The 15,049-nt window shown below is 51.0% G+C and carries 11 protein-coding genes and 1 pseudogene; 6 read left to right on the top strand and 6 right to left on the bottom strand.

Going from position 1 to position 15,049, the window contains the following annotated elements; all coding sequences use genetic code 11:
* Positions 1-2 precede the first annotated feature (2 nt).
* The 4 genes and pseudogenes from C233_RS0110180 to C233_RS0110165 all read left to right on the top strand — a co-directional run.
* Entirely contained in the window at positions 3-2,639 is a 2,637-nt protein-coding gene (locus C233_RS0110180; RefSeq protein ID WP_018667493.1) for a MutS N-terminal domain-containing protein, read from the top strand.
* Positions 2,640-2,670: 31 nt separating this feature from the next.
* Positions 2,671-4,140, top strand: coding sequence for a glucosaminidase domain-containing protein (locus tag C233_RS0110175; protein WP_018667492.1), 1,470 nt, complete (start codon positions 2,671-2,673; stop codon positions 4,138-4,140).
* Positions 4,141-4,181: 41 nt separating this feature from the next.
* On the top strand, positions 4,182-4,799 hold the full coding sequence (locus C233_RS0110170; protein ID WP_018667491.1) for a hypothetical protein: 618 nt from the start codon (positions 4,182-4,184) through the stop codon (positions 4,797-4,799).
* Between the two features lie 2 nt (positions 4,800-4,801).
* Positions 4,802-5,872 (top strand): annotated as a pseudogene (locus C233_RS0110165) (ArdC family protein); the annotation flags it as partial.
* 408 nt (positions 5,873-6,280) lie between these two features.
* Here the strand turns inward: C233_RS0110165 and C233_RS0110155 are convergent.
* The 3 genes from C233_RS0110155 to dnaN form a co-directional block, all read right to left on the bottom strand.
* Complete coding sequence (locus C233_RS0110155; RefSeq protein WP_025068902.1) at positions 6,281-7,342, bottom strand: DUF1848 domain-containing protein; 1,062 nt, start codon at positions 7,340-7,342, stop codon at positions 6,281-6,283.
* 167 nt (positions 7,343-7,509) lie between these two features.
* On the bottom strand, positions 7,510-8,088 hold the full coding sequence (locus C233_RS0110150; protein WP_025068903.1) for a hypothetical protein: 579 nt from the start codon (positions 8,086-8,088) through the stop codon (positions 7,510-7,512).
* Positions 8,089-8,167: 79 nt separating this feature from the next.
* Positions 8,168-9,289 carry a DNA polymerase III subunit beta gene (gene dnaN, locus C233_RS0110145; protein ID WP_025068904.1) on the bottom strand — a complete coding sequence of 374 codons (1,122 nt, stop codon included), beginning with the start codon at positions 9,287-9,289 and terminating at the stop codon, positions 8,168-8,170.
* Between the two features lie 87 nt (positions 9,290-9,376).
* Between dnaN and C233_RS0110140 the strand changes: the two genes are divergently transcribed.
* Together C233_RS0110140 and C233_RS22570 are read left to right on the top strand one after the other, a co-directional pair.
* The gene (locus C233_RS0110140) at positions 9,377-9,628 is read left to right on the top strand and encodes a hypothetical protein (RefSeq protein ID WP_018667485.1); all 252 of its coding nucleotides are present in this window, start codon (positions 9,377-9,379) and stop codon (positions 9,626-9,628) included.
* 56 nt (positions 9,629-9,684) lie between these two features.
* Positions 9,685-10,755 carry a phosphoribosyltransferase family protein gene (locus C233_RS22570; protein ID WP_241217542.1) on the top strand — a complete coding sequence of 357 codons (1,071 nt, stop codon included), beginning with the start codon at positions 9,685-9,687 and terminating at the stop codon, positions 10,753-10,755.
* Positions 10,756-10,858: 103 nt separating this feature from the next.
* Here C233_RS22570 and C233_RS0110130 read toward each other — a convergent pair whose 3' ends face one another.
* The 3 genes from C233_RS0110130 to C233_RS0110120 form a co-directional block, all read right to left on the bottom strand.
* Positions 10,859-12,325 (bottom strand): OmpA family protein, encoded by a 1,467-nt coding sequence (locus tag C233_RS0110130; RefSeq protein ID WP_025068905.1) that lies wholly within the window; start codon positions 12,323-12,325, stop codon positions 10,859-10,861.
* A gap of 174 nt (positions 12,326-12,499) precedes the next feature.
* Positions 12,500-13,960 carry a MobV family relaxase gene (mobV, locus tag C233_RS0110125; protein WP_018667482.1) on the bottom strand — a complete coding sequence of 487 codons (1,461 nt, stop codon included), beginning with the start codon at positions 13,958-13,960 and terminating at the stop codon, positions 12,500-12,502.
* Between the two features lie 224 nt (positions 13,961-14,184).
* Entirely contained in the window at positions 14,185-15,021 is an 837-nt protein-coding gene (locus C233_RS0110120; protein WP_018667481.1) for a hypothetical protein, read from the bottom strand.
* Between the last annotated feature and the right edge of the window lie 28 nt (positions 15,022-15,049).

Raw genomic sequence — 15,049 nt, 5'->3', positions numbered from 1 at the left:
ATATGAGCAAGGACAAAAGCCCACAAGAAAAAACCGCCGTGGAACGGGAGAAGGAACTGCTGTCGGGCGCATTGAATGGCGCGGCAAGCAGCGGCGGCTATTGGTTGAACGCTTCGGGCAGGACGGCTCCAAGGTTTTACCCGAAAGGTCCGGAAGTCAGCCCGTTCAACGCCCTCATACTCGGTATGCACGCCGACCGTGGCGGTTACAAGACCGCCCGCTATTTCTCGTTCAACGAAGCTAAGAAACACGGCGAGGCGGTGCTGCAAGGCGAGAAAGGAGTGCCGTTCCATTGGTACAAATGGGAGAAGTACGTCAACCGCAATGACCCGAGCGACACGATGTCGAGGGAAGACTACCTCCAGTTGGACAAGGAAGAGCGGAAACAATACAAAGGGGTGCGCAACCGGGAGATACGCATCCTGTTCAACGTGGACCAGACCACGCTGCCCGATTCCATTCCCGAAACCTACCGTGCCCTATTGGAGAACCACGGCGGCATCAACGACCGGGGCAATCTTAAAGCGGAAGAACGGCAGTTGCGGAATGCCGTCAACCATTTCGTGGCGCAAATCAAGGAAAACCTCGTGCCCATACGCAAGGACGGTACCGGCACACCCCGTTACGACACCGCCAAGGATGCCGTCTATATGCCAGACCAAAAACATTTTTCCTCTTACCCCGACTATGTGCAGGAATTGGTGCGCCAAGTGGCAAGCGCCACCGGCCACCGGCAACGCCTTGCCCGTGAAGGCATGGTGATGCAGGGTGGGAAAGCACCATCGGAAGATGCCGTGAAATATGAACGGCTGGTGGCCGAACTCGCTGCCGGAGTGAAGATGATGGACTTCGGCCTGCCGGCCAAAATGTCAGCGGAGAGCCTGCCTTTGGTGGAATACTGGACACAGGAACTGCAAGAGAACCCCACCCTGTTGGAAGCCATCGAAACGGACGTGAACAATGCCGTGGAGGTGATGCGTAAGGCAGAGCGTGGCGAGAAGATAGAATACGCGACCTTGCTTGATCACAAGCGCACCACCGAATTGCGCGAGAAACAGAAGCCGCAAGTGGATTCAAGGGAGAGCGCCATTCTGATCGACATCATCCGCAAGGGAGGCATGGGTGTGGACAGCCGGAATTTCGCCTCTCCCGCCGAGAAACAGGCGTTCCTGGAAAAGTTCAATCTGGGCTTCTATGACAAGAAAGTGGAGGAAGCGTTGTTAAAGGTGCATGATGAAGACCCTGAAGTGATGGAAATCGCCTTTACCGAAGCCGTCCATTACGGCACACAGATGGCGGAGTCCTGCAAGGAATATATGCCCGCCGAGTGGAATACCAAGGGCAGCTATACGGTGTCGGACAGCTTGAAGGGGATACCCGACCGCTCCACCAAGGAGATGGTCATCGTGCGCGACAAGCAGACGGGCATCGTGGATGTCGTGCTGCCGGCCGGAGCGTTGGAGGGCGGCCATGTGGCCTTTCCCGATGGCGACAAACGCCCATACTGCTTGACACCGGACGAGGTGATGAACGCCCAAGAGCGGTCTGAACGCGGGGCAAAGGCGGTGACGAACAACCTGCCCGGCTTCTCCAAAACACGTATCGAGAGTGCCTTGCGGGCGCAAGGGGCTACATTCGTCCGCTTCTTCAACAAGGATGGCTTGCTGGGCTTCCGTCCCGATGACAGTTATTTTGAGGGCAAGGAGGTAACCACGGCCAAATTGGAGGGCAAGGAACTGCGGACACTCTCGTACATCGACGTGTCGGAAGCGGTAGAAAACGCAACCTCCGTACAGTTCGACCGCATACAGATGTTGCGTGACGATGACGGACGCTGGGCGTTGTACCTCAAACCGCAGGGAGAAACGTCATTCAGCGTCTATCCCGACAAAGAGGATGTCAACCGTTTCTTTACCACCATCAAACAAGGTCAACAAGAAGCATCTGCCGAAGTCCGCCACGACTTGGCTAACAAATACTACGCCCTGGCACAGAACAGGCCGGAACTGAAAGTGGACTTGTTTGCTGGTCCCGCCGAGAATGCCGACCTGTCCAAAATCAAGCGGGTGAATATCTTCCGCACCAAGGACGAGCGCATTCTCTGCGCCCCGGTCATCGACGGCATAGAGAAAGTGCAGCCGAGGCTGGTGACACCCCAGCAGTGGCAACGAATGTGGGCGGCGGAGGATATGGCCGAATATAAGACCTGTCTGGCAGCCAAGCTCTTTGCCGATGTGTTGCAACAGGCAAACGCACAGGCCCAATCACAAGAATCCCATCAAGGGGAACAAACCCGCATAGCATTTGATGCCAACGCCAAGGGACAACCATTTACCCCGGCCATGCAGGAACAGTACGACCAACTTAAAGGCAAGCACCCCGATGCCGTGCTGCTGTTCCGGACCGGCGACAACTATGTGGCCTATAAGGAAGACGCACAGACCGCCTCACGGATATTAGGACTTGATGTAGTACATGGAGATAAAGCAGACATCGTTTCCTTCCCCTTCGGGGATTTGGACACCCATCTTCCCAAACTTATCCGAGCTGGACAACGGGTAGCCATCTGTGACCAGTTGGAGAACCCCGAGCAGACAATAAGCAAGGAGAATGAGGTACGTATGGGTCGTGGACGATAATAACAGGTATTGATAATCATAAGATTTGGATATGGGCAAAAGCAAGAACGAAACATACGCGGAGCGATACGCAGCATATGCGATGGAGCAGATGCGTCGGTATGGGATTCCGGCCTCCGTGACACTGGCACAGGGCATTTTGGAAAGCAGCAACGGCGAAAGCACCTTGGCAAAGAAAGAGAACAACCATTTCGGCATCAAGGCCACGCAAGGCTGGTTGGACGGTGGCGGCAAGTATGGCTTGTACACAGATGACAAACCCAATGAGAAGTTTTGCAGCTATGACAGCGTGGCCGATTCCTACGAACACCATTCACGCTTCCTTTCGGAGAACCAGCGGTACACCGGTTGTTTCGACCTGCAAGCTGATGACTACCAAGGCTGGGCGAAAGGACTGGAACAAGCGGGATATGCCACGGGAGGCAACTACGCTGCCTCGCTCATCGGCATCATTGAGCGGAACGGGCTTGACAAGTACGACCGCATGGTGATGGAAGAGATGAAAGCGCAAGGCCGGACACCGGGTGAGGATAGGGACAGCCACCTTGCCGGAGAGAGCAAGGATTATGCCTTTCCGTTGGAACGGGCAGAGTTTCTGTTGGTGACTGTGCCGTTTGGCGAACAGCGCAGCATCACTCTTCCAACGGACAATGAAGCCGTATTGGCCACGGAAGACAATGGCAAGGTCGTGGCAGTGGATGCCGGCAAATCATTGACCGTGGAGTATGCACGGGCAGATGGAACCACTTATCAGGTCAGCTACCAAGGCCTGACGAGCACCCATGCCAAAGTGGGCGATACGGTAAACGCCGGGCAGCAAGTGGGCGTGTCAAGTGACAACCTCCAATTCGGTGTGGCGCAACTCTCCACCGACGGTACAAGGCGTGACATCGACCCTGCGGCATATTTGGCTGAGATTGCCCAAAAGGGGAAGATTAACCTGCAACTGCTGCACGATGGCAAGGATTTATTGGCAAAATACAAAGCCACAGACGGCACGGCTATTGACGCAGGCCTGTCACCGGATGAGTGGATGAAGAAATTACTTTCATCGGAGGACAGCAACGAGCACCTCGGTTACGGTACTGACCCCATTGTGGAAATGGCCATTACTATGTTCACCTCGCTTATGGCTCTCGCCATGCAGATTGACAATAAGGAGGAACAGATGAGGATGGCTACCGAAGCGGCCTTGAGCAAACGCATCGACCTCTCGGCATTGCTGCCCGCCTGCAAGGAGTGCGTGTTGGAGGTGCAGGACAACGGCCGCCCCATCTTGCATATCGACAGTGGCGACGGCAGTTTCTCGCATGAACTGACCGCATCGGAGATGAACCGCCTTTCCCTTGTCCTTTCCGATACGGGTACCACGGCAGAACAGAAACGCAGCCAAGTGGCGGCAATTGTGGGCGGCATCGCCCTTTCCGGGCAAGTGGCTCGGAACTATGAGCAGGGAATGGAACAACGTAACGGACAAGGCGAGAACCTGCAAATGAGATAATAGACAAAATATCGAATACATCACCAATAAAGGATAACCATATGATTAAATGCAATGTGACAATCAACGGCACGGTCAGCCGGGCGGCGACGGTGCGGACCAATAGCGAGGGACAAACATTCATCTGCTTTGGTGTCAAGACCACCATTCCCGCCAAGTCGGGAGCGGGCAAGCAAGTGGAAATCTCCGTGTCAATGGATGGAGGTGAATCGGACACCAACCCATATGCTGTGGGTACAAAGGTAGAAATGCGAGGCACGCTCACTTTTCGCAAGCGCAGCGACAACCTATACTTGAATTTCCATGCCGATGCAGTGGATTTTACCCCTGCATCCGACAAGGACAACATAGAGGGCGACATTGAATTTCGCGGCACCATCGGCAAGCAGGTGGAGGAAAAGACTGATAAAAAAGGCGGCAAGTATCTGGTGTTCTCGGCTTTCAGTACCGAGAAAGATGGCGATGCCTTCGCTTTCACTTGGGTGCGTTTCATCCGTTTCTCAGCTGAGCGGGAGGCATTCCTTGTACCCAAGACAGGTATAACAGCCAAAGGCAAGCTGGAACTGTCAGCCTACCTTGACAAACTCAACATTGCTTGCCGGGTGGAAGAGTTGGCAGAATGGGTAAAAAAGGAGCATAACAACCAAACACAAGCGTAGGCATGGCAAAGAGGAATGATTACCATAGGGATGGCCCGTCGGCGGAAGACCGGGCGTTGGAACGATTCACGGAACTGATGATAGAAAAGATTTCCACCTTGAAAAAGGACTGGTCGAAGCCTTGGTTTACAGAAGGCATGATGAAATGGCCAAAGAATCTTTCGGGCAGGGAGTACAACGGGATGAATGCCCTCATGTTGGCATTGGAATGTGAGAAAAGGGGGTACGAGCTTCCTGTATTTTGCACCTTCGATGCCGCGCTTTCACTCAATTACAGCAAGAAGAAGGACGGCTCGCGTCAGCCTTTGGTGGATGAGAACGGGGAAAAGCTGCCGTTGGTATCCGTGCAGAAAGGTGAGAAATCGTTTCCAGTGTTCATCACCACCTTTACCGTAGTGGACAAGGAAACGAAAGAGAAAATCAAATATGACGAGTACAAGCGGCTGTCGGACGAGGAAAAGCAGCGGTACAATGTCTATCCGAAGATGAACGTATATAACGTATTCAATGTGGACCAGACCAACCTCCGCGAGGCTCGTCCCGAACTATACGAGAAGATTCGGTCTGCCAATGCACTGAAACCACCCGTAAAATTGGAAGGTGAGTCATTCTCGTTCGCCCCATTGGACGAAATGGTGGATAAAGGGCTATGGGTGTGCCCCATTCGCCCCATGCACCAAGACCGTGCGTATTACAGTATCAGCAAAGACGAAATTGTTATCCCTGAAAAGTCGCAGTTTGTAGATGGGGAGTCCTATTACGGTACCATGCTGCATGAAATGACTCACAGCTCCGGGCATGAAAGCCGGTTGAACCGTTTGAAACCTGCCGCATTTGGGTCGGAGGAGTATGCAAGGGAAGAATTGGTGGCCGAACTGGGCAGTGCGCTGTTGGCCTCGCGGTATGGCATGGTAAAACAGATAAAAGAGGAATCAGCGGCTTACTTGAAATCGTGGCTGGGTAGCTTGCAGGAATCACCGGAGTTCTTGAAAACGACCTTGTTCGATGTAAAAAGGGCTACCTCGATGATTTCGCAGCAGATTGATGCCGTGCAAGAACGCATCGAAGCCAAGCCGGACATCATGGATGTGGACGGTGACGGCAATACGCAGGAGGTGGCGCATGAGGACAGGGAACTGGTGGGGGCTATAGCGGAAGACTATGTGCCATATCGCCGAGGTAGGTAAAATAGGAATCGTTCTTGCAAACGGATGCTGTATCATGTATCAAAATGTCAGCCGTGGGGTATTTCCCAACGGCTGACCCATTTCCAATTTTTGTAATTTCATTTCAGCAACAGGACAATTCCGTGGGGAAAACTTCTGCCTCCGAACAATCGGAAGCTATTAAAATGATGCTGTCCTCTTCAATTTCTTCAGGAGCAGATATTATCTCATACTCCCCATCCGATAAACCGCCATCCGGGTCATGCCAATAGACTGTGGCACCCTTCTTGATAAAATCATATTTGCCCATAGCCATTATTTACCTGTAATTGTTTCTGAAAATTTATTATTTTGATGCCGCTCCCAGTTAGCCAATGCCGAAGGTTTAGAGGAATTGGCATAGCAGTATTCACAAAGATGGGGGCAGGTGTCATACTCCCCGATGTCCTTGGAAGCCATGCAGCCACAAAACAGGCGTTGGCCTGGGTCTTTCTTATGTCGGCTTATGAAATACCGATTTCCCGGCAATGGTATGGCACCTGGCGGCAACAAGCCGTCATCAAACAGGCCGTGCGAGGTTATTTCTTTGACTTCGACACCCATGTGCTTCATCAACGTCTTGTCCTGCCAAGCCAAGCGGGCGATGAGGTCGGCATCGATGCAACGGTTATGAGCTATGCCATACCGGGCAAGCTCCACCTTTTCACCGCAAGTCGCCAAGGCATAATTCCAACCATTCGTCTTGTTCAACTCGGAAAGGCGTTCTGCAAATTCAACCATCTGCCCTTCCGTCCATTCCCTGTAACATATCCCGCTCTTGTCTAAATTGGATTTTACCTTTCTATAGTTAGCGATGTCGGCATAGCTGAACACCATTTTTTCGGTATATCCCTTGAGTTGGTCACCTATGCGTTCCACCTTATCAAGCAAGCCGTCCAAGGAGAGGCTTTCCATGAGCAGCATGGGGTCGAAACGCCATATCACGGCTTTCTTGCCTAAACGTGTGGCCAGTTTCTTGAACGTGTCTATGCGCTCCACCAATGGAGGAACACCTGTTTCCAAGCGTTCGAGTTCGTAATCGTTTAATGTGTATTGTATATAACACCCTATGCCCTTTCCTCGCAGAATATCCAAATAAGGCAACAAGGGGTACGGGTTCTTCGACCAAAATATGATAAACCTTGTATCCTTGTAAGATACGTAACTCCGGACTTTGCTGAAAGGGTTTGTCCATACCGAGTAACCTACTTGGAGGCGATGGAAAAACCAGTCGGCATAAAACGCCGGAATGTCGGTGCTGCGGCTTGCGGAAACAATGACCGGGCAACTTGCCACGGCATTGCCGCCATCTTCCAATATAATGTTTCGTTTGTTCATATCGGTGATTTTCTATGCAAAATAAACAAATATAAACCATATCCCGTTTTCTATCATGTGATTATTGCCAACAAAATATGTGGCAACCTATGTATGGACGGCTTATGCGGCATGGGAAACCTGTAAGGCATCCCATGAACCGCACCATCCGTTTGATTTGAGCCTGTTTAGGCTATTCGGTAATGATGCAGGTAACAATATCCCTCATTGTCGCCAGTATGCCATTGCTCATTGAGGGCTTCCACATCTTCTTCCGACTGTATATCGCACTTGCTTATTTCAGCTATCCATTGCAGGGCTTCTTCCATACGGTTAAAATACTCCACCATAAATTCTCCATCAGGAACATTCACGTCCGCGTTGTAACGCTCTTTGAAATAACGTCCATCGCTATCATTAGTCATGTATTCCGCCATCATCGGTTCTTCGGAGCGGTAGTAATAGTTCAGTGATGGAAATTTTTGACAGATGAAGTCGTATGTTTCGATGCAGGGTGACCAAGCAGTTTCGGTTTCCATACGCAGAATATTCCCTTGACATTCCAAAGAAAACCATGTGCCTCGGCAATAGGTTTCTTTCCAATGGCCACCCAAGGCTTCGACAAGGCATCCCAGCCAGTTTGTACCAAAGCCGTTTTCTACCAATGGAGTTTTGCGCCTTTCCAACCTTTTCATCGTTTGGTAAAGGGTTTTGATTTCTTGTTTGTCACCCTTGAATACAAGGGATGTGTTACACCAATTAGGCATGATTGTAAATGTTTGTTGGTTAGATAATATGTTTGGATGGGGTACAGGGCATTGGGAACACCCTGTACTTTTTGTTGTGTCACTCGGGCAACATCATCGGCATCAGCAAAGCCAAGTGTTCCGACTGGCCATCGCTTGATACTGGTTCGATGATGGCGGCACGGCAGGCTTCGCTCATGCGGAAGCGTACTTCGGCTGCATCTATGTTCTCCAGTACCATTTTGAGGTTCTCGGCGTGGAAAGCAATACGGATTTCATCCCCTTGATAGGCACAGAATACGGTTTCCTCGGCCGAAGTGGCATTGTCAAAGTCATGTCCTGTGAGGAGCAAAGCCATTCCCGAAAAGGACAATACAAGCTGGCGGCTCGTCCTTTCCGCGAATATGCCCACACGACGGATGGCAGATAACAAAGCTTGGCGGTCGATGGTTGCTTCCTTGTCGCTGTTGGTAGGAACAATGGCATTATAGTTGGGATATACCCCCTCTATCAGCCGTGTGCTAAAGCTGTCCGTGTCGGTTTTGAACACAATGTTCCGCTTGTTGTATGACACTTCCACGTTGCCCTCCTTCTTCTGTAACAACAACTTGACAATCTTTGCTGTCTTTGCCGACAAGATGAAACGGCAATCTTCCGCATTTCCTGCCAAGGGATAGGTGTTGCGCACCAACTTGTGTCCATCGGAGGCGGCACACTCCACCTTTTCACCTGCAAAAGTGTAGCTTATCCCTGTCATTACAGGTCGCTGGGCATCGTATGAAACGGCATAAAGCGATTGGTCAATGGAATTGCATAATGTGGCAGCGTCCATGTCGAAGCGAATGTCACTCTCTTCTTGCATCATGGGATATTCATCGCTGGCAAACCCTGCCATGTCGTAATGTCCGTTCAAATAGTGGATGGTCACGCTTTTGTCATTATCATTAATGGTGAAGGTAATCGGCTGTTCGGGCAGATTTCTCACTGCCTCCAACAAGGTGGACGCCGTGATGCACACTTTGCCTGTTCCCTCCTGTCCTGTAATATCCAGCGAGCCGTGCCATACACATTCCAAATCGGAGGCGGTCACTTCCAGCGGTGTGTCTTCTTTCACCTCCAGCATGAACGTGGAAAGGATGGGCAGTGCCGGTTTGTTGTTCATTACTTTGGCCATTGCAGCCAGTTTGTTCGCCATTGCGGTTGATGATACTGTAAATCTCATAATGATGATGTTTTTATTTCCCTGCTATCGGGCTGCTTGCCCTTGTCTCAGGAAGTTATTTTTCGGTGCAGGATGAGCCGCCCGCCTATGGCGCAAACTTTTTGGCAGGAATACGCTTTGGCGCAAGGGAAAGGAAGATTCCTGCCATCGGGACAACCGCTACATCCTGCCTTCGTCCCAAAAGTTTTCGGCATCAACAGCGGACGACTGAAATTCGCACAAGAAAATACGCCCGGCGGCAAGGGCATGAGCGCGAGCGGTAAAGAGTCTGTACAGCTGGATAACTGTCAGCATATAAAAGGGTGGCAAAGTGGAACTGTTGCTTTGACATTCTCTTGAAAAACACTTCATGCTTCTGTCGGTTTTGCTAATTTTGCAGCCTTTTATGTAAGCAAATGAAAACAGATGGAACAATTTATCATCATAGTATTGCTAATCCTGATACTGGCACTTACACGGTATTGGAGAAAAAACTGGGCGATGCCTATTGTGCCGTCGCCCAATATGCGCCTACTTTGGAACTGCGCAGGGAATTCACCCGCAAGGCGGTGTTGGCAGGCAACCAGGAAGCGAGAAAGATTTTCCCCATCACCGTTGCAAGGTTTGCTGCCGTCCATCAGCCGTTGAAAGTGTTCAAAAGTGAAAAAATCCCCTGCGTATTTACGGACTATTACTTCCCGTCACGGTACAATCCATACTTGAGTGAAGCACAAAAACAGTTCTGCCAATCCATTTTGGATTTCAAGGACGGCAAGCATGATGGCATCCGTTTCCTTGTGGCCGGAATAGAGAGATTGAAACCCCAACCAGGTACCATTGTCATGTTCATGCCGTGCAGTACACAGCGCAAATATTGGAGGCGGTTCAAAACGATGGCGGACTATGTACATGACGAATATCCGGAACTTGTGTGCGGCATATCGTATGTCCGTTACACGGGCGACAGGGAAAGTTTGCACCTGCAAAAGGACAGAGGAAATGCTACATTGGAGAAAAATTATTTCTTCAAAGAGGACTTGGCGGGCAAGGAGGTATTAGTGGTGGATGACATCCTTACAACAGGGAATAGCCTGCAAGATTTCAGAAAGGAAGTGGAAGCGGACGGTGGCAAGGTGGTAGGTGCCATTTTTGCCGCCGAGACATTCAAAATGCCCAATGCTTTCTGGTGTTATTTGGAAGCGTTAGGCTGGTCGGAAGATGATGCGGGGAAATATGAATCCAAGCCCGAAGATACCGTTGTGGATTATCCATACCAACGTCGTAAATGGGGTGTCTATGATGAAGAACCGGAAGACATTGATTGGATGCCCGACAGGACGATTATTCATGGGAACAGCATGATAAACTTGTGGTATGGCAAAAGAAAAGGGAAGAATGTAGTGGTAAAAAAGGAAATCTTGCCGTTGGATCCGGAGAGCGATGAACCTTGCAGCGACGACTTGTCTGAATTTGACTTGCGGATATAAGACTGGCCGGCTTTCACAAGCCAGCCAACCCCTAAGAATCCTTGGTTCAAACCAATGAAATAAGTTATTTCAAGCCATTCTTATTATTATGAACAACAAGCACCTAATCTGTCGTGTCCGATGATGGTAACAGCAACCTTACACAAACATTGCGGTTGGCTTCTACGGGATTGTAATCGTTAATGCCACCGACTGAAACTGTTTCTATCTTATCGGCATCCACGCCACGTCTTTGCAACTCTCCGGCCATGTATGCGGCACGTCTTTGAGACAAGCCGTTGTTGATGGTGTCGTTGCCGGTGGCACTGTCTGCCGCACCGATGATTTGGACGTGCAGCCCGTGCTTCTTGGCAATCCGGGCGATGCCGTCCAGGTTGACCAACTGCGAAGGGTCGGTAAGCCTGTCAGTATCCAGCACGAAGAAGAAATAGATGGGCGGGCCGATATACCTGCCGTCCACAGGCAAGGTTGAAACAATGGAATCATTGCTTTGGAAGGAACCACCGCTTCTATAAGTGGAATCCATGTCGTATGTCCTATAAACGGTGTTTTTACTGTGGATAAAAGCGGTATCGCCTTTATGCTTGTCCTTGTTCGCTTGGGCATCTCGCAACCTTGCACGAAGCGAGTTCAACCCGCTGTAATTATTCTTGGGATAGCCGGTTGTCAAGCCTTTGCCGTCACGTTCGTCTTTCATCGAAGAAAGCCTGTCCACATACTTGTCCAGCAGCCCTTCCAACTTCAATATCTTCTCCAATTCAGCAATGATGCGGGTGGTATTGCCGTTCATCTTCCGGAGCCGCTCGTTCTCATTGCGCAAGCTGCGGGCATAGCCGGTCAACCGTTCGTTACGCCCGATGTAAGGGGAGGCATCCACCACACGTTTCCGGCCTTTCTTTCCGATAGTATAGGAAAATCCGGCGGTTAGGGATAGCAGACGGTCGCCCCACTTGTTACCTGCGCCCATGCCGTCAAAGTCCTTGAAGGTGGTGGCACAGCCAAGTTCTGCCGTGAGGTGCAGGCGGCCGGTCAAGCGGTATCGTCCTTGTACCCCGTAAGAAACGGCAAAGGGATGGCGGCCTAATTCGTCATTGTGCAGGATGCCCAAGCCAACGTAGGGAGCCAAGTCCCAGCGGAAATCCTCTTTGGTACGTGAGAAACCCGACAACACGTTCCACATCAAATCGGCATGGAGATGCAGGAAGTCCCTTGATTCAAGTTGTGCGTCCTTGAACTGCAAGCCTTGGAAGGCGATTCGTGTGCCGATGGCCGGTGTGAACCACTTGCCCACGGAGACGGACAATGCTGGCTTTGTTCGGTCAAAGATGTCACCACAACCAAGCGGTGAACCGACGAATGCCGACACGCCGCCGGACACGTCCACGAACCAGTTGCCACGCCAAGGGGAAACTTCCACGGCATTCTCCAAATAGGCCGGCTCCAACGGTTGCAACAATTCCTCCCACTGCGGAAGAATCTCCCATCGGATGGTGTCCGTCATGGGAACATTGTACGCCCTTGCCATGAGTGGCAGGGACAATACAGATAGCAATAAAAATCTCCTTATCATATTTATCTGTGTATTTGTTTTCTGTTTGCAAAAGAAATGATTCGCCGCGTCTGCAAAAAGGCCGAAAGCCTCTTTCAACTCGTGCTTAACAAGAATTTCGGTAGCGGCAATTTATCATACTGTCAATCATACTGTAAGGCATAGGAAATAGGCTGTTGAAAATCACTTGCCTTGTCATTTCCGGCGGACGCTTTTGCCACCTTTGGGCTTCATCATCCGGCTTGCTTGCATCAGACAGCGTCTTGCCCACGCCCGGTCATCCTCGTCCTCATTGCGCCCCCAAGGTAGGTCGCTGCCGCCACCTCCGCCGCCGTGGCTTTCTGCAAATGTTGTGGCCAAGTCCACATAGTTTGCAAAGAGGTAGATGGCGCATTTGAAAATATCCTCGCCACGCTCGGCCACTTCTTTCAGCAGCGTATCATCGAACAGGCTTTGGCCTTCACCGTCCAATGTAGGAAGCAATGACTTGAATTCATGCAATATGTCGCCCAACAGTGCATCGGCAAGGCGATAGCGCACCTGATGTTCCAAGTCGTAAGTCGCCGCTTTGAGGTCCCGGCGGTATTCCAACGCACGTTCCCGTGTTTCTTCCTCTATCTGGCGAAGTTCTGAGAGTTGCTTGTCCGCTATTCCCAATTTGTTGCGCTTGTCGGTGAGGTTGTCAAGCACTTTCTGCAAGTCAAGGTCGAGTTTGCTTATCTTCTTGCGCAATTCCTCCGAATCGCCACGGCCTGCTTTCAACTCTTCCGCAAGGGCTTCCATCTCGGCAATCATCTGCTTCTTTTTCTCCTCTAAGTTAGCGATCATCGTACCAAGTCCTTTCACTCGTTTCTCGGCAAAGCGAATGTCGGCAAGCAACTCTCCGAGCAACTTTCTGTTGTTCTCAATCTGTTCCTCCAGGGTCGTGCATTCCTCGCTCAACGCACGGCGGTATTCTTCCGTTGTACGGTGTTTCGCACCAGTCACGGCAATGCTGTTGCCGCGTTTCATACCCCACTTCTCGTTTACCTTGGCAAACTCATCATGGAGTGCGAAGAAACGCTTCTTGGAATCATAAATATTCCCACCGAAAACTTTGTTGAATGAGATTTTATTCCGCTCATCCACCGGTATTACGGTGCAATGCACATGAGGGTTCAGTTCATCGAGGTGTACATAGAAGCCGATGACGTTTTCCTCGCCCCAGTGTTCACACGCAAACCTGTACACATCCAATGCCCAACGCTCTATGTCTTTGTTGCGCCGGATATGCGAATTGTCAGCCCCGTGCGTGAGGTCCACCCTTTGGTTGCCAAAGGCTATTTCGTGCATCCTCTCCCTGGAGCCGCCAAAGATGATGTTCGCCACGGTGCGGTACTTCGGTTCGCATAATTTCGCATTCGGGTCGGTGATGCCACGCTCACGCAGATTATCGGCCATACGTCCGGTGATAGTCCTTGACTTATCAACCGGCTGGATGATGCCGCCTTTCACAACCTCGAAATTGAGGTGATCACGGCTTCGGTCATAATTGCCATGCTTCGTTGCCCAGTCCCAACCCTTTTCCGTCCAATTGCGCTGGTGCTCGTCGCTTTGGCCCACACTCATACCCTTTCCGGGTCTGATGTCCAATACCTGTTTGATGTCATTTGCCATAATTCAGTCTGTTTTTTCAGCTTGCTGCCGCCCTGGGCGGTTCCTGCATTTTGCCCGGTTGGGGCAAAGTGCGTATTAGGCTACGCAGGCAGAGCCAGTCTTCGTGGGCAAGCCCTGTCGTCAGGGTCGGAGGTCAAGACCTCCGTCTTTACCCATCCGGCTTGCCGGGATGCTTTGTACGTAGTCCTGTGAAGCACAGCGCAGGGGAAACAAACCATCCTAACTTAGTTTTCCAATTCGCCCGTGGGTTTGGTTTCATCATGCGGTTTAAGCCCGTTGTGGGGCTTTTCTTGCGTTATAAAGGGGAGATAATGCCGTAGAATGGTGTCGGCAGTTTCATTGCCGCTACAAGTGGCTTGTGCTTCCCGCAGGTTTCTTGTCTCGATGAGCCGCAATCCGGCGAGCGTCAACCGCTGTAGGAAACGCGCAAGGTCTTTGCCACATTCGTCCACGTACAGTCGTTCGAGGGCTTTATTCACCCGTTCATCAGCTGGAATGATGCTTGTGCGTTGGAGGATGGTATGGGCTATCAGCTTGTGCAGGCGTTCACCGGTGGATGCTTGTCGTCCGGAGCGTTTGTTTGTCGGTTCTGAAACAAATAGTTTATCCGTTTCGGTGATGAAGTGTGCAAGCATCTCCACCGATTCCTCGATGGTGAGGTAGCCACTGAGCCAGTGGTTCAGGAGTAGTTCCTCTTCCGACAACAAAGGAGCTTGGGAGTTCTCCCCGTTCGGCACTACACAAGTGACAGTAAGGATGAAATAGCCGCTGCGGCCAATGACTTTGACAGCATTTGTTTCCTCCAATGTGGATAGGAATTTCCTCACCGTGGTGCGGTGCCAGTTCCAATGTTTGGCAAGTCCGCTGACCGTCAATGCCACTTGTCCTTCAGGCAAGGGCTTGGCGATGGCAGGGAACTCTTTCTTGTTCCCGTTGGCTATCTCCACAAGGTTACGGAACGCAGCCATTTTTGTGCATTTTTCGCCCGATTCGGGATTGAGGTATGCGAGTAAATCACTGTCGATTTGGATGCGGTATTTGGTCGTTTGATTTTCTTTCATGCGCGATATGTTTTAATCGTTATCTTGT

This window comes from Bacteroides gallinarum DSM 18171 = JCM 13658 (assembly GCF_000374365.1).
Classification (GTDB): domain Bacteria; phylum Bacteroidota; class Bacteroidia; order Bacteroidales; family Bacteroidaceae; genus Bacteroides; species Bacteroides gallinarum.
The sequence above is the reverse complement of the archived record's forward strand: the minus strand, read 5'-3'. Positions and strand labels throughout refer to the sequence as shown.

Excerpts from the sequence above, each read along its gene's own strand:
- C233_RS0110120 (WP_018667481.1), bottom strand. The coding sequence starts at position 15,021 with ATGAAAGAAAATCAAACGACCAAATACCGCATCCAAATCGACAGTGAT.
- C233_RS0110180 (WP_018667493.1), top strand. The coding sequence starts at position 3 with ATGAGCAAGGACAAAAGCCCACAAGAAAAAACCGCCGTGGAACGGGAG.
- C233_RS0110140 (WP_018667485.1), top strand. The coding sequence starts at position 9,377 with ATGGCGCAAACTTTTTGGCAGGAATACGCTTTGGCGCAAGGGAAAGGA.
- C233_RS0110175 (WP_018667492.1), top strand. The coding sequence starts at position 2,671 with ATGGGCAAAAGCAAGAACGAAACATACGCGGAGCGATACGCAGCATAT.
- C233_RS0110130 (WP_025068905.1), bottom strand. The coding sequence starts at position 12,325 with ATGATAAGGAGATTTTTATTGCTATCTGTATTGTCCCTGCCACTCATG.
- C233_RS0110155 (WP_025068902.1), bottom strand. The coding sequence starts at position 7,342 with ATGAACAAACGAAACATTATATTGGAAGATGGCGGCAATGCCGTGGCA.
- dnaN (WP_025068904.1), bottom strand. The coding sequence starts at position 9,289 with ATGAGATTTACAGTATCATCAACCGCAATGGCGAACAAACTGGCTGCA.
- mobV (WP_018667482.1), bottom strand. The coding sequence starts at position 13,960 with ATGGCAAATGACATCAAACAGGTATTGGACATCAGACCCGGAAAGGGT.
- C233_RS22570 (WP_241217542.1), top strand. The coding sequence starts at position 9,685 with ATGAAAACAGATGGAACAATTTATCATCATAGTATTGCTAATCCTGAT.
- C233_RS0110150 (WP_025068903.1), bottom strand. The coding sequence starts at position 8,088 with ATGCCTAATTGGTGTAACACATCCCTTGTATTCAAGGGTGACAAACAA.
- C233_RS0110170 (WP_018667491.1), top strand. The coding sequence starts at position 4,182 with ATGATTAAATGCAATGTGACAATCAACGGCACGGTCAGCCGGGCGGCG.